Source organism: Carboxylicivirga taeanensis, from assembly GCF_051851475.1.
GTDB classification, from domain to species: domain Bacteria; phylum Bacteroidota; class Bacteroidia; order Bacteroidales; family Marinilabiliaceae; genus Carboxylicivirga; species Carboxylicivirga taeanensis.
On record NZ_JBPUSJ010000013.1, the window covers coordinates 1 to 22005 of the forward strand.

Here is a 22005-nt window from a genome sequence, read left to right on the forward strand (position 1 = left end):
TAAGAGGTTTTTTGCGTTTAATGGTTTCTTACCGGCCACTTAGTGGTATTCGTATATCTGGAAACGCCATTAACTCATCCGGGCGTTCTCCCGGCTATTGGCAGTGTTTATTTTCAATCTTCATCAACTGCCAATAGATAAAGGGTGTTACTTCAAAATAGACAGGATTTGCCTTTTTTTAAGCTTTGTATAGTACGCGCTGTTTGGGGAGTTAATGAAGAGCCAACAAATATCGAATGGGTTGTTTGCTTGAAAGGCACTGTGAAGTCTATATAGCAGCTGTTTTTTGGCGCGTGTTTGTATGAGCATTAGTTCCTTAAAGTAGGCTTTCATGTGCATTAAAAAGGTAGCTAAGGAATGCCGGGTGGTAAACTCTCAGTTACATGCCCCACATGTTGTGAATTTAGTTAGGAGATTTCCATTAAATATGTGGTGTTGTCAGTTGTTATTTAAGATTCATATACCGATGTATAATTGCTGTAGATAGTTCAGCGGTGGTTAAATGTTTTTAGTGTGGTTGTATTTGTTCTTTTGCTTAAAATTTAGGGAGTTATGCTTATATTAACTCAGAAAAGCTTACTAATTTGCAGCTAAAATAACAGATAATTATGCGTATAGTTTCAAAAGTAAAAGGTGCACTACTCGGGTTATCAATTATCCTGAGTTTGAGTAGTTGCAATGAAACGGTGAATAACTGTTTGCAAGTTGAGGATCCTGTTGATTATGCTAATCCGCTGATGGGAACCGATTCAGAGTTTGCTTTGTCCAACGGAAATACTTATCCGGCAATTGCAACCCCATGGGGCATGAACTTCTGGACACCACAAACCAATAAAATGGGTGATGGATGGGGCTATCAATACGATGCTCATAAAATTCGTGGGATTAAACAGACTCATCAGCCGAGTCCTTGGATTAATGATTATGCAGCTTTTAGTTTAATGGCTGTTACCGGAGATCTTAAATTTAAGGAAGAGGAAAGACAGAGTTGGTTTTCTCACAAGGCAGAAATTGCCAAGCCACATTACTATCAGGTTTACTTGGCGGATTATGATGTTAATGTAGAGGTAACACCAACGGAAAGAGCGGCACAATTTCGTTTTACCTTCCCGGAAAATGAATCGAGTTATGTGCTTGTTGATGGATTTCATCAGGGCTCCTACGTTAAGATTATTCCCGAAGAGAAAAAAGTAATTGGCTATTGCCGAAATAATTCAGGAGGTGTGCCTGAAAACTTCCATAATTACTTTGTAGTGGAGTTTGATAAGGAGTTTACCGCTATAAATACCTGGAATAAAGATGAGTTGACTGAAAAAAATGAGGTAGAAGGCTATCATGTAGGTGCTGTTCTGAAGTTTAAAACGTCAAAAGGAGAAAAGGTACATGCTAAAGTGGCCTCTTCATTTATTAGTTATGAACAGGCGCAGCTCAATCTGGACAGAGAAATTGGTTCAGATAGTTTTGAAACAACAAAGCAGAAAGCTCATACGGCTTGGAGTAAGGAGCTTAATAAAATAAAAGTTGAAGGGGGCACCGTTGATCAACAGCGAATCTTTTATTCGACTTTGTACCGGGTATTGTTATTCCCTCGCAAGTTTTATGAATACGATCAGGATAACAATGTGGTTCATTACAGCCCATATAATGGAGAGGTATTGCCAGGCTATATGTTTACAGATAATGGATTTTGGGATACTTTCAGAGCCGTTTTCCCATTCTTCACCGTGATGTATCCGGAGTTGAATAACCAAATTATGCAGGGGTTGGTAAATACCTATAAAGAGAGCGGATGGTTACCCGAATGGGCGAGTCCTGGTCACCGTGGCTGTATGATTGGAACCAATTCTGCTGTGAATATTGCAGATGCCTACTTAAAGGGTATGCGCGATTATGATATCGAAACGCTGTATGAGGCCATCCTTAAAAATACTGAATCGTACAATAAAGAGGTGACATCAGTTGGGCGTTATGGAGCATCTTACTACAATGAATTGGGGTATGTGCCGTATGATGTGGGTATTCATGAAAACGCAGCACGAACGCTCGAATATGCCTTTGCCGATTATAACATCTACAAACTGGCTAAAGCATTAGGAAAGCCGCAGGAAGAGATTGATTTATTTGCTAAAAGGGCTCAAAATTACCGTAACCTGTTCTGTGCCGACAATAAATTGATGAGAGGTAAAAATGCGGATGGAACATTTCAGGCACCATTTAGCGCTTTCAAATGGGGCGGTGCTTTTACCGAAGGAAACAGCTGGCATTACACATGGTCTGTGTTTCACGATATTGAAGGTTTGAAACAGCTTATGGGAGGTAACCAGGAGTTTATAGGTATGCTAGATAAGGTGTTTGAGTTACCACCTGTATTTGATGATTCCTATTATGGTTTTCCAATTCATGAAATCAGGGAGATGCAAATTATGAACATGGGACAATATGCGCACGGCAATCAGCCCATTCAGCACATGCCTTATCTTTATAATTATGCTGGTCAGCCTTGGAAATCACAGTATTGGGTAAGAAAGGTAATGGACAAATTATACACTCCAACGCCAGATGGATATTGTGGCGATGAAGATAATGGTCAAACATCAGCTTGGTATGTCTTTAGTTCTATGGGATTTTATCCTGTTTGCCCTGGTCAGCCTATGTATGTTATTGGAAGTCCAATTTTTGATAAAGTAACAGTTACATTACCAAATGGAAACGAATTAGTAATTGCCTCAGAAAACAATGGCAAGGATAATGTTTATGTTGAGGGACTAACCTTTAACGGATCCGTTTGGGACAAAAACTATATTGAGCACGATGAGTTGCTGAAAGGTGGTCTGCTAGAGTTTACCATGAGCAACGAACCTAATAAGAAGCGTGGTGTTGGAGAAGAGGCTTATCCGCCCTCAATGAGCATCGAATAATAATCTTCTAATAAAAAAAAAGAGGCTTGCGTTTACAGCAAGCCTCTTTTTTGCTTTATAATTTAACTACTAACTCATCGAGAGATTTACGCACTTTGGCTAAATGCTGGTATTTATCTTCACTTGAACGAAAACCTACTGCTGCCATCACCACCGAGGTGAGGTTACGGGCTGGCAAGCCTAATATTTCATCAAATGCTTTTTTGTCAAAACCTTCCATTGGGCAGGTATCAATACCTTCAACCGCACAGGTTACCATTAATTGGCCTAGCGCAATGTAAGTTTGCTTTGTGGCCCAGCTTAATATGGCTTCAGCTGGTAAAGAGTGGATGGTATTTTTCATCAAAGCATCGTACTCGGCTAGTGTTTCAACCGGTACTTTGCGGGTGTCAGAAATGCGTTTAACAAACGCTTCCACATCCTTATCAGATAAATTGGTATTGGCAGCAAACAGGATCAGGTGAGAGGCATCTACTGTTTGTGCTTGGTTACGTGCAACGCCACGCAGCTTTTGTCGGAGCTCAGCATTTTCTATTACCACAATTGAATAGGGTTGTAGTCCAAACGAAGAGGGCGCGAGATTGGTGGCCTCAAGGATAAGTTGCAACTGCTCGTCGGATAATTTTTTGCTCGCATCGAATTGTTGAGTGGCATAACGCCAGTTTAATTTGTCTATGATATTCATCTATTTTTTCTTTAATCCTACTTTGCACAAGTAACAACGCAGTCTATATTTTTGTTTGTTATGGCGATACATTTGTTAAAGTTGCCAGTTTCATTACTTTTATACCCATTAAGTTGTAGCGATTGGGAGCTTCTAGATATATATACAGAAATTGTTTAGTCTTACTTGTATTGTTGTTATCAGGTGTGTTAACAACTGTGGGGCAGGTCAGGCGTTATTCTACGTACACTTTTTCAATAAATGATGGGTTATCGCAAAATTCGGTCAACTGCATTTTGAAAGATCAAAAGGGCTTCGTTTGGTTTGGTACTGAAGATGGTTTAAATCGTTACGATGGCAATGAAGTGACCGTTTTTAAGTCTTCCGAGAATAGAAAGAATGGTGTGTTGGTGAATACCATTAGCTGTTTGCTGGAGGATGCCAATACCGGCTTAATTTATATTGGAACAAACGGAGGCGGTGTGAGCGTGTTTGATCCGGCTACCGAAGAATTCACCCATTATTTTTATGAAGAAGGAGAAAACTCCATTTCATCGAGTTTTGTTTATGGATTACATCAAGATGAAGAGGGAAATATTCTTATTGCTAATTCTTATGGGATAAGTGTTCTCAATCCTCAAACCCAGTCGTTTGATAATTTTGAGTCTTCACAGGCCAAAAATGGCAGTTTTCCTTTTGTAGTTGCCACGTGCGTTTTTTCAGATGACAAAGACGTTATCTGGGCAGGCACATACGGTCAAGGACTGGTTAAAATTAATGTCAAAGAAAGAACCTATCAAAAGTACATCAATGAAGGCACTAAAAACCAGCGCTTCAATAGTAACATCATTGTGAAAATTGTGCCGTCAGGTAATCCGCGTTACTTATGGCTGGCAACCGATAATGGTTTCTTCCAGTTTGACAAAAAGAACGGTACTTACAAATTATTATACCTCGAGGATACCAAAGTAAGTGATGTGGTGGTAGACAGCCACAGGGGAATTTGGTTAAGTAGTGGCTTGGATGGTATCGCCTACGTATCGCCTGAAGGCCAGCTCACCCATTACCGGAACGACCCCTACGATATTTATTCATTAGAGGAAAACTATGTTCGTTGTTTATATCTTGATGAACGGCAACACCTTTGGATTGGCACCAAAGGAAAAGGCTGTATTCACATGGATGTTTCAGGCAATCAGTTTTTGCATTACTACCAAACTAAAGACGGCGAAGGCGTTAATGGAACAACCGTCTATGCCCTTGATAAGGACACTGCAGATAACGTATGGATTGGAACCATGAAAGGGTTATCTGTTTGGAATGCTTATAATGGGCAGATAAAAGGATATTATCCCTTTAGTGGCAATCGTAATTTTTCGGTATGGTCTTTATACAATGATGTGAATAGCGATTTGTGGATAGGAACCTCACAAGGGCTATTCAGGCACAATAGGGCAACCAGCGAAAATCGTGAATTCAAGTACATCGATGGCGATACGACCTCCTTGCCAGATAATGAGGTGTTCGCCATTGAAAGAGATGGTGATGGACATTTATGGGTGGGCACAGCCTATGGTTTGGCCCGATATATCGACAGTTCAGATGTATTTAAACGTTATCAGTTCACCAATTATGACGGGACGCATACCAATGAAATGATTTGGGATGTTTTTTGCGATTCAAAAAAACGCTTGTGGATAACTTCTCAGTATGGGGTTAATTTATATCAGGCCGAAACCGATTCGTTTATCTACCTGTTTAACAACACAGCCGATTCATTGCAGCTGAGCAGCTATAATGTGACATCGGTTTATGAAGATAGCAAAAACCGAATATGGCTCACAACCAGCAAAGGCCTTAATCAGGTTAGTGATGACCTGAAGATTGTGAAGCACTACGGTATTAAAGAGGGGATGAGCAATTCCTATGCGTATCATGTGCTTGAGTATAACAATGAGTTATGGGTGTCGACCAATAAAGGGATTTCTCGCATCATATTGCAAACAGGTGAAGTCTTAAACTACGATGTTCAGGATGGGTTGCAAAGCAATGAGTTCAACCCCTCATCAGAAATGTTGACTGATGGTCGCATGCTTTTTGGTGGTATTAATGGGTTCAATGTTTTTCATCCGGATAGTATCAAACAGTCAAAGTATTCCCCACCTATCTACTTTACATCCCTTGAGCTTTATGATCAGCATGTGGCTGATGAAGACTCTGCCGCACTCAATAGGGTAGTAGTAAAGAGCTCGTTGTTAGGTGGGAAGCAGGTTAAATTGGAACCCGATCAGCGGTTTTTTACCATCAATTTTGTAGCCCTCGATTATCAGGCACCATCAGAGGTTGATTATTACTACCGGATGCTTCCCAATTCGCAGGAATGGATTCCTTTGGATAATAAACGTAATCTGACCTTTATTGATCTCAGCACAGGTGAATACACGCTCGAAGTGCGTTCGACCAATGCTGAGGGCTTCATCTGCGACAATGCCCAAAGTATTACAATAACCGTGAAGCCCCCGCTGTGGAAGAAAGGGTGGTTTATCGCCCTTGCCACCTTGTTGTTGGGTTTATTGGTTTATCTGGCTGCACGCTTGTATTACAATCGCCTGCAAAGAGATAAGGAAATTTTGGAGAAGCGGGTGGAGATTCGGACAAAGGAAATTCAGCTGCAGCGCAATATTGCCAATCGTCAGCGTGATGAGATAGCCCGACAAAAAGAAGAGATAGAGAGTTTTGCTAAAAAACTTGAAGACACTGTTGAAAAACGGACCAGAGAATTGAAGTTGGCCAAAGATGCTGCTGAAGAGTCAGATCGCCTGAAGTCAGCATTTTTGTCGAATATGAGTCATGAAATTCGAACACCCATGAATGCAATTATGGGTTTTTCAGAGCTGCTGCTCGACGAATCATTCAATGAAACGGAAAAAACCAATTTTGCGCACCTCATTCGAACCAATGGGGATAACCTTCTTCACTTGCTGAACGATATTATTGATATTTCAATGATCGAGTCGGGGCAGCTTAATCTGATGCTCAGTGAGGTGAATGCGAAGGAACTGGTTGCAGAAGTATACCAAACCTTTAAAACTTCAAAAGTATTGCAGGAAAAACCAGGTATCAGTTTTGAACTTCAGTGTACCGACGAAGCTATTTGCCTGTTAACTGATGTGTTTCGCCTGAGGCAGGTTCTCAATAATCTCATAAGTAATGCGCTGAAATTTACCAGCTCCGGATACGTGAGAATCTGCTTGAGAAGAGAAGAAGGCAATGCCTATTTTAGCGTTGAAGACAGTGGAATTGGGATAAGTGAACAGCACCAACAACGCATTTTCGATCGCTTCTCGCGAATTGATAATACGAACGAGAACATATACAGTGGCAATGGCCTTGGCTTAACCATTACCAAAAATCTGGTAGAAAAGCTCAATGGGTCTATTCATGTCAAATCGGCTCCGGGTTTTGGCTCCTGCTTTTACTTTTATTTGCCAATCAATGTGCCAGACTAGTCCAGGTGTAATTCTGTGCCCGATTTTATTTCCCTCATAACAAACGAACTCTGCACATTCCCTACATTGTTGACGGCTGCTAGCTTATTGTAAATAAAGTTGTGGTAGGTTTCCATATTTTTGGTGATGATTTTCAGGATGTAGTCGAACATCCCGGCGATGTGCAGGCATTCAATCACCTCGGGAAGCTGAGCTATGGCCTCTTCAAACTCTCGAATGACATCATGCGAATGCTGTTTAAGTGAAACATTGCAGATGGCAATCAACTCCTTTCCAACCTTTTCTTTATTAACTATCGCTACATATTTTTCTATCACGCCATTGCGCTCAAGTCTCTTAATTCTTTCAAAAACGGGGGTGGTCGATAAGTTAAGGTGGTGAGCAAGTTGTTTCGTGGTTAGCTTTGCATTGTTTTGCAGTAGGCTAAGTAGCTTTTTATCCGTCTCGTCAATGCTGATCTTAGAAAATTTTTCTGCTTTACCCATTAGAAGGTTGGTTTATAATTTTAATAATCTGCTTGAGTGTTAATATATGGAATAAATAACTAATATATAACTATTATCTGGTATAAATAACTAGTATCTCTTAAATTTGTTAAAAAATGATTCGATGATGAATAAACAGATGAAGCCAGAAAGTTTAATGATGTCTCACGCTTATGATGCACATGAGCATCAAGGGGCCGTTAAATGTCCTGTTTATCAAACGTCTACATTTGCGTTTAATAGCTGTGAGGAAGGAAAAGCCTTTTTTGAACTGGCTTACGGATTACGCGACAAACGTGAAGGTGAAGAAATGGGAATGATCTATTCTCGTCTGAATCATCCAAACATGGATATCCTGGAAAAAAGATTGGCATTGTGGGATGAAGCTGAAGCCGGGGCGTTTTTCTCCAGTGGCATGGCCGCTATATCTACCACCATCCTGTCTTTTGTAAAGCCTGGGGAAGTGTTGCTTTTTTCATCGCCGGTTTACGGAGGTACGGATCATTTTATTCATCACGTCTTGCCTCAGTTTAATATTGGTGTAGTCAGCTTTGTGAAAGGCGAAAAAGAAGACGTTATTATCGAACGGGTTGAAAAGAATTATCCCGGACGGCGGCCGTCAATGGTCTATGTTGAAACACCAGGAAACCCAACTAATTCGATAATTGATATTGAAATGGTTGCACGCATAGCGCGCTACTTTAGTTCTGAAGAGAAAAAATGTGTGTTTGCCGTGGATAATACCTTTCTAGGGCCCGTTTTTCAGCATCCGCTGCAATTTGGTGCTGATTTGGTAGTGTACTCGGCCACCAAATTTATTGGAGGACATAGTGATGTAGTGGCAGGTGCCATTACAGGATCGGCCAATTTGGTTGGGCAGGTTAAGGTGATGCGCACTTTCTTTGGAAGTCAACTCGATCCAAATTCCAGCTGGTTGTTGCAGAGGAGTTTGGAGACGATCAAGATAAGAATGGAAGCTCAGGCTAAAAGTGCACTTGTTGTGGCGAACTTCCTGAAAGATCATCCGATGGTGGATAAAGTGCATTTCCTTGGTATGCTAGATGCAGACAGTGAGATGCAGCAAATATTCAATAAACAATGCTTATCTGCCGGTTCAATGATTGCATTTGATATTGCAGGAGGTGAAAAAGAGGCTTTTATGTTTCTTGATAACCTAAAGTTGTTTAAATTAGCAGTAAGCTTGGGCTCAACTGAAAGTTTAGCTGAGCATCCAGCTACCATGACACATGTTGATGTGTCTGCTGAAGATCGTGAGAAGCTAGGTATCTCTCCGTCTTTAGTTCGATTAAGTATAGGACTAGAGGATCCGCAGGATCTGATAGAACAAATAGCAAACGCCCTCGAAGTGGTTAAGAGGGCGAATAGTTCGGCCATTTGCTAGCATTTGGTTTGAATTTGGTTTTTATGGTTAATGTTTTGCTAAAGTCGCCCTGTGGTGGGGCGACTTTTTTGGTGCTATGAATCAGAATTGAAGGTCGTAAAACCCGATAACAATAAATGCTAATTCGTAATTGATAAATGTTATTTTATTCAAAAATTGTAGGCATTCATACATTAAAACTTCCAATTGTTTGATTAATTATTTACATTCGTTACACTTATCACCTATTATGTATTTAGCTCTTTATAATCCTTCTAAATTAGTAGTGAAAAAGAGGTAAGATAGGCTATATTTGAAATCCAAAAGAATGTTAATTTATGACATTGCAGCTTAAAATGAATAATACGGATTGAGCCCTGATTTTTTGTAATTAGCTCTGAAACACCTAATGCACTTAGAGGAAACTTTCTGGTTAAGAAATCGTTTGTTGTTGTAGCTGCTTTTTCATAGATGATGTTGCTATAGCCATTCAACTTAAACATAGAAAGAATAAAGTATTGTGGTCGATAGCGAAAGAAAGGCCAATTAGCAGCACAGCTTCAGCACCGAAGTTGCAGAAGCTTTCGGCATGGCGATGAGGAATTGGAATACATAGAAGGGGCAGTTTTTTAAAAAAACTATTAGCTAACGAGCTGTTAGTAAGGCAAGATGTATTATTTTTAGCTGAATAAATATACATTATTTGTTGCATAATAAAGGCTGCCGTAATGAATCAGTAATGGGGAGCCAGTTGGTGAAAATCAACTGCTTTTAAAATATAAAATATGAACGATATCAATAACAAGAGGACAGGAACCCTTATTTCCATCCAGGACTCGTTGGTGAAGGCCCGATTCTTTGACGATGTAATAATGGGTGAGACTGCTGAGATTTTCGTCGATGGAAAATTCCTTCAGGCGGAGGTATTGCAGATACAGCCTGACCCTAAAAATGCCGATGCAGGTATTGTCGAGATGCAGGTTTTTGAAGATTTGACCGGGGCTAAAATTGGTGACGAAGTCGTGTTTAAAGGCACGCCACTATCCGTGCTTTTAGGTCCGGGACTGCTAACCAGTGTTTGGGATGGACTTCAAAACCCTTTGTATAAGTTAAGCGAGGAAGATGCCTACTTAAAGCCAGGTATGAAAGCTCCGGCTCTAGATGAAGAAGCTTTGTGGGATTTTACTCCGCTAGTAAAGGTGGGCGACACTGTAACTGGTGGTGACGTTATAGGTACGGTACCCGAAGGTAAAGTGGACCATAAAATTTTGGTACCATTCAATTTTGGCGTTTGCAAGGTCGAAAGCATTATTGGCCAAAGTGCAGTGAATATAATACAGCAGGTAGCCGTTGTGGTCGACGGGCAAGGAAAAAAACACGAGCTTAAATTAGCTTTCCGTCATCCTGTGAAGTCGCCAATTCCTTTTAAAGAAAGGGCAATACCTAACAAGCCGATTTCAACGGGTACGCGCGTTATTGACCTGTTGGCTCCGGTGGGTTATGGTGGTACAGTAGGAAACCCTGGCCCCTTTGGTGCAGGGAAAACCGTATTGCAGCACTCATTGTGTAAGTATGCTTTAGCCGATATTATTATAATGGCCGCCTGTGGTGAACGGGCTGGTGAAGCAGTAGAGGTATTTAAAGAATTTGCCGAGTTGGAAGATCCTTCAACTGGTGAGTCCTTAATGAAACGGATGTGTATTTTTGGTAACACCAGTTCCATGCCTGTGGCAGCGCGTGAAGCTTCGGTATTTATCGCCTTAACAGTGGGAGAATACTACCGCTACCAAGGGAAAAAAGTGGTGTTGTTAGCCGATTCAACATCACGTTGGGCACAGGCTTTGCGTGAGCGAAGTGGTCGTCAGGGAGATATTCCAGGTCCTGAAGCGTTCCCAATGGATATTCCGGATCAGATTAAAGGGATGTACCAGCGGGCTGGCGAAGATTTGGGCACCAACGGGTCGTTAACCTTTATTGGTACGGTATCGCCTGCCGGTGGTAACTTCCAGGAGCCGGTGACTCAGGCAACCATGGATGCGACAGGTGGTTTCTGGGGATTATCACAAGACCGTGCCGATGCTAAAAAATATCCGGCCATCGATCCTCTAGTTTACACAACTTCCGTGTACGATGGCTTTGTATCTTGGAAAGATCGTCGGAAAATGCTTCAGACACTGAACGAAGCGAATGACATTGATCAAACCATCAGCACCATTGGATTAAAGAAGGTGCCGGTGGCAAACTACATACAATTTCAAAAAGGGTTAACTATCGATTTCTGCGTCATGCAGCAAGATGCCTTTGATAAAGTGGATGCCTGTACGCGCCCTGAGCGTCTGGATGTTATTAACCGGGCTGTTCAGAATTTAATTGATAGCGACATTGATTTTCAGGTAGACAACTTGGATGATGAGCAGTTAAAGGAACTGATAAAACAGAAGTTTGATGAGTTGCGTCAGTGGTGGAAAGATTGGAACTACTCAGCTACTACCGACGAGCAACTGGCTCAGTTACCAAAGGCAATTGATAAATTTATATTACAGGAGGAATACGCCGTATGATAAGAAAAGAAATTAATAAAATAAGCGAGGTAGGTAAAGCCCTTATTTCTGTTGAGGGAAATCCGGGAGTCGCGCTTAATCACGTGGTGGAACTTTTAGAGGCTGACTCCGGTCAGAGCTTATCGTTTGCCAAAGCCATTAATATCACCGAGGATTCAACCCGATTTCAGGTGTTCAATGGCACCACCGGCTTAAGCACGCGTACCAAAATTCGCATGCACGAGCTTCCTCTCACAGCCGGGTTTTCTAATAAAATGTTGGGCCGTAGTTTTGATGGGTCTGGTGCTGTTGCTGATGGAGGTCCGGAAATTATTTTTGAAAAGCAGCTATCTACGCGCTTAGACACGCTTAATCCAACAGTTCGTAACGTGCCCAAACAAGCGTTGTGGACCGGTATCCCAATGATTGATGTGTTTAATACATTGGTGAAATCGCAAAAGATTCCAATCTTCGCTGGTCCAACAGAGCCCTATAACCGTCTGTTATCGCAAATTGCTCAAGGCGCCAAAGCCGATGTCATTATTTTTGCAGGTATCGGATTGAAGTTTGATGAATATCACTACTTTAAGGAACAGTTGTCGCAGTCGGGTAACATTGATAAAACCATCATGTTTACGCACCTGGCCGGCGATTCGCAGATTAAAGGCTTGATGTTGCCGGATGTTGCCTTAAGTGTGGCGCGTGAGTTTGCCGACCAGGGGAAAGATGTTCTGGTGCTATTGACCGATATGACTAACTGGTCGAATATTTTACGTAACGTGGCCAACTATCAGGATATGATTCCTTCGTTGCAGGGCTATCCGGGTTCACTCTATTCGGAGTTAGCAAAAAGATACGAGGTGGCTGCCGATATTGAAGGGGCTGGTTCTATTACCATCATTGGAGCTACCACGCTGGAGTCATTGGAAGATCCCGTGCCGGATAATACAGGTTATATCACCGAAGGGCAGTTTTTCCTGGAGAATGGTAAGCTGAAATTGGCTCGTTCGCTTTCGCGTTTGAAGCAAGGGGTGAATGGTAAAACCCGTAACGATCATCGTGCTATTATGACAGCCATGGCCTCTTTATTAGCCGATGCAGAGAAAGCTTATGAAGCATCAGAAGTAGGTGCTGCAAATGATCCATACTCACAAAAGCTATTGCGTTACCGTACCGACTTTATCGACAATATTGAGGAGCCTTTTGGCGAGCCAATGGAGCTCGAGGCTGCTTTGGATAAATGCTGGGCCATCCTTAAGCGCCATTTCGATTCTACGGAAACCGGTCTTAGTAAAAAGCTGATTGAAGAATATTGGGATAAAAACTAAGCGATTATCTATAAAAGTGAAACGAACATGAATTTTAGCCATCAGAATAGAAGCTGGCGCATGATTAAAATTCATCAAGAGTTTCGTCTGGTAATTGAATATTAACGTTAAACAGATGAATGAAATGCACGATAATAAAGAAAACCTGGAAACGATAGTTGCGAAACTGAAGGAGCAAGGGATTGATGCAGGAGAGGCTGAAAAGCAACGCATTATCGAAGATGCTAAGAAGCAGGCTGAAGAAATTATTTCTGCAGCTGAAGCTCAAAAGCAAACTATCATTGACGAGGCTAATATAAAAGCTGAGCAGGCAGAGACTAATGCACGCATGGCTTTACAGCAGGCTTCCCGCGATATGATTGAAGCAACCAAAGTCGCTGTTCTTAAATACATGGAGTCTATTTTTGGTGGTTTGAGTGAGAGCTTATTTACTCAAGAGCAGTATTTGCAGGAGTTGACGAAAGCAGTTGTGGCTTCCATTGCAGGCGACAAAAAGGTTTCTGTTCCTGCCGAAACGTTAAAATCCATGGAGGCATTCATTACAAATGCCGGTTTAAAAGAGCAGGTAGAATTGCAACCTTTGGCCAATAACGAGGCTAAAATTGTAGTGCAGTCAAAAGATAGTGCTGGTGTGCAGTTTGTGTTGAGCGATGAGGATATACAACAAGCGATGTTCACCTTATTAAATAAAGATTTGGTTGAACGTATAACTCAAAACCAGGAGGACTAAGCATGTCAAACTTGGTTTATTTAATGTGTAGTTTGCCTTCCTTGAAATTTGGTCAGGTGCCACCCATCACCATGGATGAGTTTACCGAAAGTGCCAAAAATCAATTGTCGGCAAAGCACTTTAAAAAACTCGAACCGGTAGATATTTATCAGGCAACCGATTCGGAAGGGAAGGTGAGTCTTAAGAGTATTGCCGTTATGTTGGATGAAATGAAAGAAGACATGACGGAACTCAGAGCCGCAAAGGCGCAACGGCGAACCCCCAATTTGGCGAAACTTCCATTAGCTGTTGTGAATGCCAATCCATTGGAGCGCGAGAAGCTGATAATGAGATGGCAATGGGAAGAACTCGATACCATACAGTCCGGCGAAACGTTCACTTTAACAGAGGTGATGGTTTATAAATTGCGCTTGCAGATTTTAAACCGTTTGAACTCCTTTGATAAAGAACGAGGTTCGCAAGTATTGGCGTCGGTCGTTAACCCACCTAAAAAGAAGGAGGAATAATGGCAGGAGTAAAAATAAAATATACAAAAACAGAGCGTGCCCGACAGAAGAAAATTCTGAAGGTGTCTTTGCGCATGCTGCCTTTGTTTGAAGCCATGGAGAAATCCTTGATGTCAACAATTAATACAATTGCTGAACGCATTGAGGAAATTCGCCATGTGATTGATAAGAACAACAAGATGGCAGAGCCGTGGGTAGCTGTTATGAGTGATGTGCATGTAGATGTGACGTCCTTCATTTCTGTTAACAAGGTTGTGACAAAACCCATAGATGTAGCTGGTGTTAGGGTGTATCAGTACGAAAGTGTTGATTTCAAAGTAGAGCCTATCCAGGTGGATACGCCTTTATGGGTAGACAATGCGATTGAGTTAATGAAGGAGCAACTGCAACTGATGGCCGAAATTGACTGTCTGCAAGAGCAGATTCGTTTGCTAGAGGAGGAGTTACTCGATGTGCGCGCCCGTATCAAGCTATTCGAAAACCGTCGTATTCCTAATGCTAAAACGGCCATTCGTAAGATTGGACAAAAGCTGCAGGATGATGAGCGTTTAACAATTGCTACAGCCAAAGTTGTTAAAACCAGTCAAAAGGAAGGAGTGATGGCATGATTACAAAGATGAAAAAACTATTGCTTTTCATGGCTCATCCAACCAACGATATGGATGAGGATTTGACTGTGTTAGGCGAATTAGGCTTAATGCATATTTCGCCGTTTCAGCCGGCTAAGGATGATTCAATTGAACAGGTGTTAAATCGCATCGGTCAGTTGGAGAAAGCCATTTCGATATTGGATAATTGTGAAGGCACTGAAACAGCTTCAACTATAAAAGTACCCGATTATGCCAAGGCTCAAAGAGGCGATATTGCATTATTGGAGCAAGTTTTGGAAACAAACAGGGCGAATAAGGAGCTGCAAAAGCAGATATCCGAACTATCAAAGGCAAAGCAGTGGTACGACAGCTGGGGCAGTATCTCATTAGACGATATTCAAACAATCAATAATAAGGGTGTATATCTAAAGCTTTACGAAGTGCCTGAAAAGGATATGAAGAGTATCCAGGCTCAGGAAAACGTGAGGGTAGTAGGTAATTCCAATGGTATAAATCAAGTTGTGCTTGTTTCGGAGGATCAGGAAGATGCTTTAAACTATGCGCAAATTGAGCTGCCTGCCATATCGCAGCAAGAAGTAGAGCTTGCTTTGAAGGAGAAGAGTACTGAATTAGCTAATGGAGAACAACTCCTGCTTCAGATGAAGGCTCAGAAAGGCCTTCTGGAGGATGCTTTGGACGAACGGAATCGCCGTTTAAAGATTCGCACCGTTCAATATGGTGGGATGGCTTTTCATGATAAGGTTCGCTGTTGGGAAGGCTATGTGCCGGAAGACAAAGTTGCCCATGTTACACAAACAGCCGAAACAAATGGTTGGGGCTATGTTGTAAGGGATCCGCGACCAGATGAGTTTGATTTAGTGCCTACTTTGCTGAAGAATCCAAAGTGGTCGGATAAGATAAAGCCTGTCATGAATTTTATGGGCTTGGTGCCGGGATATAACGAGATTGATGTATCGAAAGTATTTTTAGTTTTCTTTACATTTTTCACTGGTATATTAGTTGGTGATGCAGGTTATGGACTAATCTTCTTTGCAATAACTCTATTGGTTCATTGGAAACAAGGGTTTGCTAAGCAAATTGAGTTTGGTCTGATGTACACGCTCTCGTTTTCTATCATGACTTGGGGGGTGCTGACCGGAACCTATTTTGGTGCAGAAACCATTGCTACTATTCCATTCTTAAAGCAACTGCAAGTAAAAGAACTGGCGAGTTTTGGAGGGGATGACCTGAAGATACAACAGTTCATGTTCTTGATTGGTGCGGTGCATTTAACCATTGGTCATATTCAAAAAGGCTGGAAATACGTTAATACCGTTTTGGTTATTGCTCAGGTTGGTTGGATTGCCATTGTCTGGGGATTGTATTTCATGGTTAATAAGATGGTATTATCCATTCCGGCGCCTGAATATATGCCCTGGTTATTTATTGGCGGAGGTATATTAGTAGCTTTGTTTTCAAGTCCGGGACAACCGATTGTAAAAGGCATATTATCCTCACTTGGTAACTTGCCCCTGAATGTGATTAATGGTTTTTCTGATGTGATTTCATACATTCGTTTGTATGCCGTTGGTTTGTCAACCGTTTTAATGGCCAGTAGTTTTAATGACATGGCTATTGGCGAGGGGATTACAACCGTTGCCTCAGGGATAAGTGCTGTATTAGTGCTTGTGCTGGGTCATGCACTGAATATGACATTGGCAGCTATGGCAGTATTGGTGCACGGTGTACGATTAAACATGTTGGAATATGCAGGCCACGCCAGTGTAGAGTTTTCAGGTAGTGAATACAACCCTTTTAAATTAAAAAATAAGTAAAATCTCATAAAATTAAATACGATGACATTATTAACAGCAGTAAATGGATTTGGTGGTCACGCCATTGCTTTAGGGATAGCAGGAGTTGGTTCTGCAATTGGAACAGGAATAGCAGCTATGGGTGCTATGGGACTATGGAAACAATCAATTAAAGACAAAAAGAAATTACCCGCATTGGCCTTAGCGATGGTAGGGATGCCTTTAAGTCAGGTGATTTACGGTATGATCTTCATGAACACTTTAATTGGAGCCAACCTGAATCCAGACAGCTATATGAACCAGATGATTTTTGCCTTATTCGTGGGTATTGCCATTGCAGCATCGGCTATCATGCAAGGACGTGCAGGTGCAGCAGCTTGTTCTAACTTGGCGGTAGATGATAAGCAAGGTGCCGGTATGTATATTGCGGCCATGGGTGTGATTGAAACAGTGGCCCTTTTGGCAATGGTATTTGGAATGGGCGCCATTCCTGCCGCATAAGGATGAAGGTTTTTACGAAAGCTTAAGTCTTTCAACTGTATAATGTTAAGAAATATATACACACTTTAAAGGTGTATTTATAATATTTAAAAGAGTTGGTTATCTTTGCCAGCTCTTTTTTTATTTGAATTAAGAAGGTTGTAGGATGATCATGCTAATAATTATTACTTCAGCCTTTTGACTAAATGACAGGATTGATGAATTTAACCGGGCAATGGCATTTTTTTGAACAGTTTGAAGCTGGATTTGATATCGGATATGCCTTGCTTAAGCAAAGAGGAGCGCACATTTCCGGCACGCTTGTATATCACGAGTATATTTACGATGAGCCGCCATTCCTGATAGAAGTGAATATCGAGGGGGAAGTTGTGGAAGACAGGTTGATGCTTCGAGGACAATCTTATTCTGTTATTGAGTCGCCATACCCTATTGAATACTGCCTCGATGACAGGATTGCTGAGTTAAATAATAGCAGTAAAGTGGAGGGACATAGTGTCGATGATCAGGATCTGGAAGGGCGCTTTATTTTACGTCGAATGCAGACAATTGGTTGCTGAGGTTATTTGATGCATTTAGATGCTTGTTTAGGTTTCTTATTGTTGATGAATAACTTCTAGTATTTGACGAGTTGTTGGTTTTTGTTGATGAAAAGCAAAACTATCCATTATTTTTTTTCGTATAATAGAGTAACATGTGGTTCGTAATTTTATCGAACAGGTGTGAACCACCAATCCTTTAGCACATGTTACTTTTCCGAAAAGGTTCGGTAATGAGTTTTCCTACGGCGATTAGTGCCGGTGCCGCAAGTAGCTTACCTAATTACAAAAAAGTGTGTTATGAAACGGATTTTGTTACTCACCGATTTTTCAGACACTGCCAGGAACGCTGCCATGTACGTACTCAAGATGTTCGAAAATGAGAAAGTGTATTTCGATCTCTTAAATGCGTATGATCTTGAATTTAGCGGCAGTCCTTATATTATGCAGGTAAAAGAGGAGCTGGCTGAAGAGAGTCTGAAAGGCTTGAAGAATGAATTGTCCTTACTGCATCGACGTTTCCCTAATGCCCGAATAGAGTTGGCATCCCGCTTTGGTTCGTTGTTAGAAGTTGTGCAGGGTGAAATTAAAGATTTTAAACCTGAATTGATTGTTATGGGATGTCGGGGCGAAACCGCTCTAGAAAATTTTCTATTGGGCAGCAACGCCTATGAAGTAGTCAAAAATGTTAATGCTGCTTTGTTAGTTGTGCCCAAGCATGCTAAGTTTAAAAAGCCCGATAAGATTGTTTTTGCAACTGACTTAAGAGATTTGAAGGTAGATGACGTGGTTGAGCCTTTGCGTGATCTGTCGCATCACTTTGGGGCTGATTTGATGTTTGTCAATGTACTTGAAGATGATTATGTGAATCGAATTGAGGCAGAGAATAAAATTGCGGCCCACTTTGAAGGGATAAACCTTTCCTTCAATTTCATCGAAGGGGATGATGTCAGTAATGGAATACTCAAATTTATGGAGGATAATGATGCCGATATTGTTACGCTGGTGCGTCATAACGAGTCCTTCTTTGAGCGTCTGTTCCATCCAAGTGTTACTAAAAAGATGGTGCTGCATCCCGAGCACCCCATGTTAATATTGCATGATGAAGCATAAAAAAAGCGGCCAAAGGCCGCTTTTTTAGTATATAATTAAGTTCAAATTATTTCGAAACTCTTTCTAACCACTTCAACATAAATAGCATGGTGAACATGGAAATGATACAGGCTACAACAAAAATTGTCCAGGTAGCCCAAATTGGAATTGACTCATAGAAGATTGCTCCAATAAATAATAACTGGTTACCAAGTGCTGTAGCACCTAACCAACCACCTTGCATAATTCCTTGATACTGAGGAGGAGCTACTTTTGATACAAACGAGATACCAAGCGGGCTAATAAACAGCTCAGCAACAGTCAGAATAAAGTAGGTACCAATCAATAGCATTGGGGTTACTTTAGCTGCATCATCAAGTGGAGTACCCCCTTGTGATGGATCGATTGAAGAGAATAGCGGCAGGTCTAACGAGCCTAAGGTCATCACAACAAATCCTAATGCAGCAATAAACATACCGATAGCAATTTTCTTAGGGGTTGAAGGCTCAAGATTTTTCGCACGTAACCAGCCAAATATTGCCATTACTACAGGAGTAAGCAGAACAACAAAGAGCGGGTTTATTGACTGGAATAACTCAGCTCCCTGGATGCTTACAACACCTAAATCGATATTAATCGCACTTAAATCGGTAAAGTTCTTAGCAAACATCGTTAAGGTTAATCCGTTCTGGTGGAATGAAAACCAGAAAAAGATAACAACACCAAATACGGCAAATAAAGCATAAATACGTTGCTTAATTTCTTTAGCATCCATTTGTGGTACCTCTGCCTTTGTGCCGCCTTCGTGAACTTCATGACCACCTGGGTTTGGAAAGTTCTTTTTATTTACCAGGTAAATAATAAAAGAAATTAGCATGGCTATAATAGCAGTTCCGAATGCATAGTGGAAACCTGTTGAGAAAACATTGAGGTATTCATTGGCAAATGTGCCAAGATCAGCTACTGCAGAACCGTTAGCTACATTAGCCATCTCCTGGAACTTGGTAGTTGCTTCAGTAGAAATAGTGCCATCAATAAAAGAGTGGCAAATGGCAGGAAGGTCAGCATCGTAGTTGAAGCCGTTGTGGCTTAACCACCAGTTGCGAACACCAACAGCCAAGAAAGGCGCGAAAATAGCACCAACATTGATAAACATATAGAATAGTGAGAAACCTGAGTCTCTATATTTGCTATACTGCTCATTGTCATACATTTGACCAACAAGAGCCTGAAGGTTACCTTTGAATAGTCCGTTACCGAAAGAAATAACGAATAAAGCCAAACAGGTCATTACAAGTGTGAAAGTGCTGGCTCCGGTTGGAATTGCAAGAAATACATAACCAAGCCCCATCACTATTAAACCACTTAGAATGGTGCCTTTATAGTTACGCGTTTTATCAGCTATAACTCCTCCAGCTAATGATAGAATGTAAATTAAAGCATAAAATACAGAATATATCAGTCCTGCATCTTTACCATTTAATCCAAATTTGGCCTGCAAAAAAAGCACAAGAATAGCCATCATGGTATAAAAACCAAAACGCTCACCCATATTGGCGAGAGCGGCCGGTATGAGTCCTTTAGGATGTTGTTTAAACATATCTATTTAATTTATAATTAGTTGTTAAATCAAAGCGAAGCAAATATATATTTTTTTGCAGCACTTACAAATCGTAAGTGTCATGCTTTGGAGCAGTGTTTTTGTAAGTTTGTGACGACTAGTTAGGTACGCCTTAAATTATCTCCATAAAATTTGGCGATATACTAGCGGAGCGAGAGCCGCTTATAGTGTGTCAGGCACTTGTTTTTGTTTGTATTGCACGGAGATAAAACGGAGGTGCTTCAATAAAAACTTTGTAAATTTGATTGTTTCCATAATTTAGTTGCATTCTGATATGAAAATATTCCCTGTCAAACAAGTGGCCAAAATTGATAAGTTTACTATTGAGCATGAGCCTATTGCTTCGATCGAACTGATGGAGCGTGCTTCATTAGCGTTTTATGAGCGTTTTATTGAATTGTATCCGCATGGAGATGTATGCGTCCTGGTGGGGCCTGGAAATAATGGGGGCGATGCATTAGCTGTTGCCCGGCTATTGCTTCTAAATTGGCGACACGTGCAGGTTTGTTTAATAGTTGAGCCAGAAAAGTTAAGTGCCGATGCGTCCATCAACTATGAGCGCTTAAATAAACTGCAGGCTAGCATCAGTATCTTTACCGATGAGGAGCAATTTGCTGAAATTAATAAAAACAGTACAATAATCGATGGTCTTTTTGGTTCAGGATTAAATCGTCCCTTGGTTGGATTGGCTGCTAAGCTTGTGACCTATGTTAATAGTCTGGATGCAGAAGTGGTGAGTATTGATATTCCGTCCGGTTTGTTTGGTGAAAATAATGCTGGAAATATTCCGGAATCTATTATGATGGCTAACTGCACCATTAGTTTTCAGTTCCCTAAGTTGGCTTTTTTGCTGGCTGATAACGAGGCGTATGTTGGACAATGGATGATTGAGGATATTGGTTTGCATCCTCAAATAATTAATGATACAAGTTGTGACTACAGTTACAGTGATCGAAACAATGTCAGTAAGTTATTGCAAAGTCACAGTCGGTTTACCCATAAAGGTAATATGGGGCACGCCCTGCTTTTGGCGGGTAGCTATGGTAAAATGGGCGCTGCTGTATTGGCATCAAAAGGGTGCCTGAAGACAGGTGCCGGGTTACTGACAACGCATGTTCCGCGTTTGGGTTATACCATTATTCAGACAGCTGTACCTGAAGCCATGGTTAGTATTGATCGTTCAGATATACTATTAAGCGAATTTCCGGATTTAAATGCCTTTGATGCCATTGGTATTGGTCCGGGCATCGGCTTAAAGCCAAATACGGTGGCGGCCCTCAGAGATTTGCTTACAAACTTAGGCAATAAGCCAGTGGTGCTTGATGCTGATGCGCTAAACATTCTTTCACAAGACGAATCGTTATGGGATTTAATGCCTCAACATGCCATTCTAACGCCACATCCGGGGGAGTTTGATAGGTTGGTGGGCCCAAGCCATACTGCTTATGAGCGTCTTCAAAAAGCCCGCAGATTCGCAATGGACATGCAGGTGGTTCTGGTTCTGAAAGGAGCCTATACAGCAGTTGTTGATGTTGACGGACATTGTTACTTCAACTCAACAGGTAATTATGGCATGGCAACGGCAGGAAGTGGTGATGTACTCACAGGTATCCTCTTGGCGCTGTTGGCACAAGGCTACGTACCTCTGAATGCCGCCCGAATTGGAGTTTATCTGCATGGTTTGAGTGGGGACCTCATGCTTATTGAGTCGGCCGAGGAAGCCATCATCGCTTCTGATATAATCAATAAAATAGGTGCTGCATTTCAGCAGTTAAGGCGATAATTATCAT

At 41.4% G+C, this 22005-nt stretch carries 16 protein-coding genes; 13 read left to right on the forward strand and 3 right to left on the reverse strand.

The window, feature by feature from the left end:
* Positions 1-608 precede the first annotated feature (608 nt).
* Positions 609-2918: a GH92 family glycosyl hydrolase gene (locus ACSX1H_RS15910; RefSeq protein ID WP_439185222.1), complete on the forward strand. Its 2310-nt coding sequence runs from the start codon at positions 609-611 to the stop codon at positions 2916-2918.
* A gap of 55 nt (positions 2919-2973) precedes the next feature.
* On the opposite strand, the gene ACSX1H_RS15915 is transcribed toward ACSX1H_RS15910, so the two are convergent.
* The gene (locus ACSX1H_RS15915; RefSeq protein WP_439185223.1) at positions 2974-3603 is read right to left on the reverse strand and encodes an NAD(P)H-dependent oxidoreductase; all 630 of its coding nucleotides are present in this window, start codon (positions 3601-3603) and stop codon (positions 2974-2976) included.
* 197 nt (positions 3604-3800) lie between these two features.
* Between ACSX1H_RS15915 and ACSX1H_RS15920 the strand changes: the two genes are divergently transcribed.
* Positions 3801-7091 (forward strand): ligand-binding sensor domain-containing protein, encoded by a 3291-nt coding sequence (locus tag ACSX1H_RS15920; protein WP_439185224.1) that lies wholly within the window; start codon positions 3801-3803, stop codon positions 7089-7091.
* Here ACSX1H_RS15920 and ACSX1H_RS15925 read toward each other — a convergent pair.
* Positions 7088-7576 carry an Lrp/AsnC family transcriptional regulator gene (locus ACSX1H_RS15925; RefSeq protein WP_439185225.1) on the reverse strand — a complete coding sequence of 163 codons (489 nt, stop codon included), beginning with the start codon at positions 7574-7576 and terminating at the stop codon, positions 7088-7090. The genes ACSX1H_RS15920 and ACSX1H_RS15925 overlap by 4 nt on opposite strands.
* A 124-nt stretch (positions 7577-7700) precedes the next feature.
* On the opposite strand from ACSX1H_RS15925, the gene ACSX1H_RS15930 reads away from it, so the two are divergent.
* The 10 genes from ACSX1H_RS15930 (at position 7701) to ACSX1H_RS15975 (ending at position 18615) form a co-directional block, all read left to right on the forward strand.
* Complete coding sequence (locus tag ACSX1H_RS15930) at positions 7701-8978, forward strand: cystathionine gamma-synthase family protein (protein WP_439185226.1); 1278 nt, start codon at positions 7701-7703, stop codon at positions 8976-8978.
* A 764-nt stretch (positions 8979-9742) separates the two neighbouring features.
* Positions 9743-11518 (forward strand): V-type ATP synthase subunit A, encoded by a 1776-nt coding sequence (locus ACSX1H_RS15935; RefSeq protein WP_439185227.1) that lies wholly within the window; start codon positions 9743-9745, stop codon positions 11516-11518.
* Positions 11515-12825, forward strand: coding sequence for a V-type ATP synthase subunit B (locus ACSX1H_RS15940; RefSeq protein ID WP_439185228.1), 1311 nt, complete (start codon positions 11515-11517; stop codon positions 12823-12825). Before ACSX1H_RS15935 ends, ACSX1H_RS15940 begins: the two co-directional genes overlap by 4 nt.
* Positions 12826-12940: 115 nt before the next feature.
* On the forward strand, positions 12941-13555 hold the full coding sequence (locus tag ACSX1H_RS15945) for a hypothetical protein (RefSeq protein ID WP_439185229.1): 615 nt from the start codon (positions 12941-12943) through the stop codon (positions 13553-13555).
* 2 nt (positions 13556-13557) lie between these two features.
* Positions 13558-14061: a DUF2764 family protein gene (locus ACSX1H_RS15950; RefSeq protein ID WP_439185230.1), complete on the forward strand. Its 504-nt coding sequence runs from the start codon at positions 13558-13560 to the stop codon at positions 14059-14061.
* On the forward strand, positions 14061-14669 hold the full coding sequence (locus tag ACSX1H_RS15955) for a V-type ATP synthase subunit D (protein ID WP_439185231.1): 609 nt from the start codon (positions 14061-14063) through the stop codon (positions 14667-14669). The genes ACSX1H_RS15950 and ACSX1H_RS15955 overlap by 1 nt, the downstream gene beginning before the upstream one ends.
* 8 nt (positions 14670-14677) lie before the next feature.
* Positions 14678-16486: a V-type ATP synthase subunit I gene (locus ACSX1H_RS15960; protein WP_439185232.1), complete on the forward strand. Its 1809-nt coding sequence runs from the start codon at positions 14678-14680 to the stop codon at positions 16484-16486.
* Positions 16487-16507: 21 nt separating this feature from the next.
* A complete protein-coding gene (locus tag ACSX1H_RS15965) occupies positions 16508-16966 on the forward strand; it encodes an ATP synthase subunit C-like protein (RefSeq protein WP_439185234.1) in 459 nt (152 codons plus the stop codon).
* A 197-nt stretch (positions 16967-17163) separates the two neighbouring features.
* A complete protein-coding gene (locus ACSX1H_RS15970; protein WP_439185235.1) occupies positions 17164-17523 on the forward strand; it encodes a hypothetical protein in 360 nt (119 codons plus the stop codon).
* Positions 17524-17802: 279 nt separating this feature from the next.
* Positions 17803-18615, forward strand: coding sequence for a universal stress protein (locus ACSX1H_RS15975; protein ID WP_439185236.1), 813 nt, complete (start codon positions 17803-17805; stop codon positions 18613-18615).
* Between the two features lie 46 nt (positions 18616-18661).
* Here the strand turns inward: ACSX1H_RS15975 and ACSX1H_RS15980 are convergent, their stop codons facing one another.
* A complete protein-coding gene (locus ACSX1H_RS15980) occupies positions 18662-20194 on the reverse strand; it encodes a peptide MFS transporter (RefSeq protein ID WP_439185237.1) in 1533 nt (510 codons plus the stop codon).
* Positions 20195-20489: 295 nt separating this feature from the next.
* On the opposite strand from ACSX1H_RS15980, the gene ACSX1H_RS15985 reads away from it, so the two are divergent.
* The gene (locus ACSX1H_RS15985) at positions 20490-21998 is read left to right on the forward strand and encodes an NAD(P)H-hydrate dehydratase (protein ID WP_439185238.1); all 1509 of its coding nucleotides are present in this window, start codon (positions 20490-20492) and stop codon (positions 21996-21998) included.
* Positions 21999-22005: the final 7 nt, after the last annotated feature.

Bases quoted from the DNA above. Each gene is read 5' to 3' on its own strand.
- ACSX1H_RS15925 (WP_439185225.1), bottom strand. From the start codon at position 7,576: ATGGGTAAAGCAGAAAAATTTTCTAAGATCAGCATTGACGAGACGGAT.
- ACSX1H_RS15915 (WP_439185223.1), bottom strand. From the start codon at position 3,603: ATGAATATCATAGACAAATTAAACTGGCGTTATGCCACTCAACAATTC.
- ACSX1H_RS15930 (WP_439185226.1), top strand. From the start codon at position 7,701: ATGATGAATAAACAGATGAAGCCAGAAAGTTTAATGATGTCTCACGCT.
- ACSX1H_RS15970 (WP_439185235.1), top strand. From the start codon at position 17,164: ATGAATTTAACCGGGCAATGGCATTTTTTTGAACAGTTTGAAGCTGGA.
- ACSX1H_RS15965 (WP_439185234.1), top strand. From the start codon at position 16,508: ATGACATTATTAACAGCAGTAAATGGATTTGGTGGTCACGCCATTGCT.
- ACSX1H_RS15980 (WP_439185237.1), bottom strand. From the start codon at position 20,194: ATGTTTAAACAACATCCTAAAGGACTCATACCGGCCGCTCTCGCCAAT.
- ACSX1H_RS15960 (WP_439185232.1), top strand. From the start codon at position 14,678: ATGAAAAAACTATTGCTTTTCATGGCTCATCCAACCAACGATATGGAT.
- ACSX1H_RS15985 (WP_439185238.1), top strand. From the start codon at position 20,490: ATGAAAATATTCCCTGTCAAACAAGTGGCCAAAATTGATAAGTTTACT.
- ACSX1H_RS15955 (WP_439185231.1), top strand. From the start codon at position 14,061: ATGGCAGGAGTAAAAATAAAATATACAAAAACAGAGCGTGCCCGACAG.
- ACSX1H_RS15935 (WP_439185227.1), top strand. From the start codon at position 9,743: ATGAACGATATCAATAACAAGAGGACAGGAACCCTTATTTCCATCCAG.
- ACSX1H_RS15910 (WP_439185222.1), top strand. From the start codon at position 609: ATGCGTATAGTTTCAAAAGTAAAAGGTGCACTACTCGGGTTATCAATT.
- ACSX1H_RS15975 (WP_439185236.1), top strand. From the start codon at position 17,803: ATGAAACGGATTTTGTTACTCACCGATTTTTCAGACACTGCCAGGAAC.
- ACSX1H_RS15950 (WP_439185230.1), top strand. From the start codon at position 13,558: ATGTCAAACTTGGTTTATTTAATGTGTAGTTTGCCTTCCTTGAAATTT.
- ACSX1H_RS15940 (WP_439185228.1), top strand. From the start codon at position 11,515: ATGATAAGAAAAGAAATTAATAAAATAAGCGAGGTAGGTAAAGCCCTT.
- ACSX1H_RS15945 (WP_439185229.1), top strand. From the start codon at position 12,941: ATGAATGAAATGCACGATAATAAAGAAAACCTGGAAACGATAGTTGCG.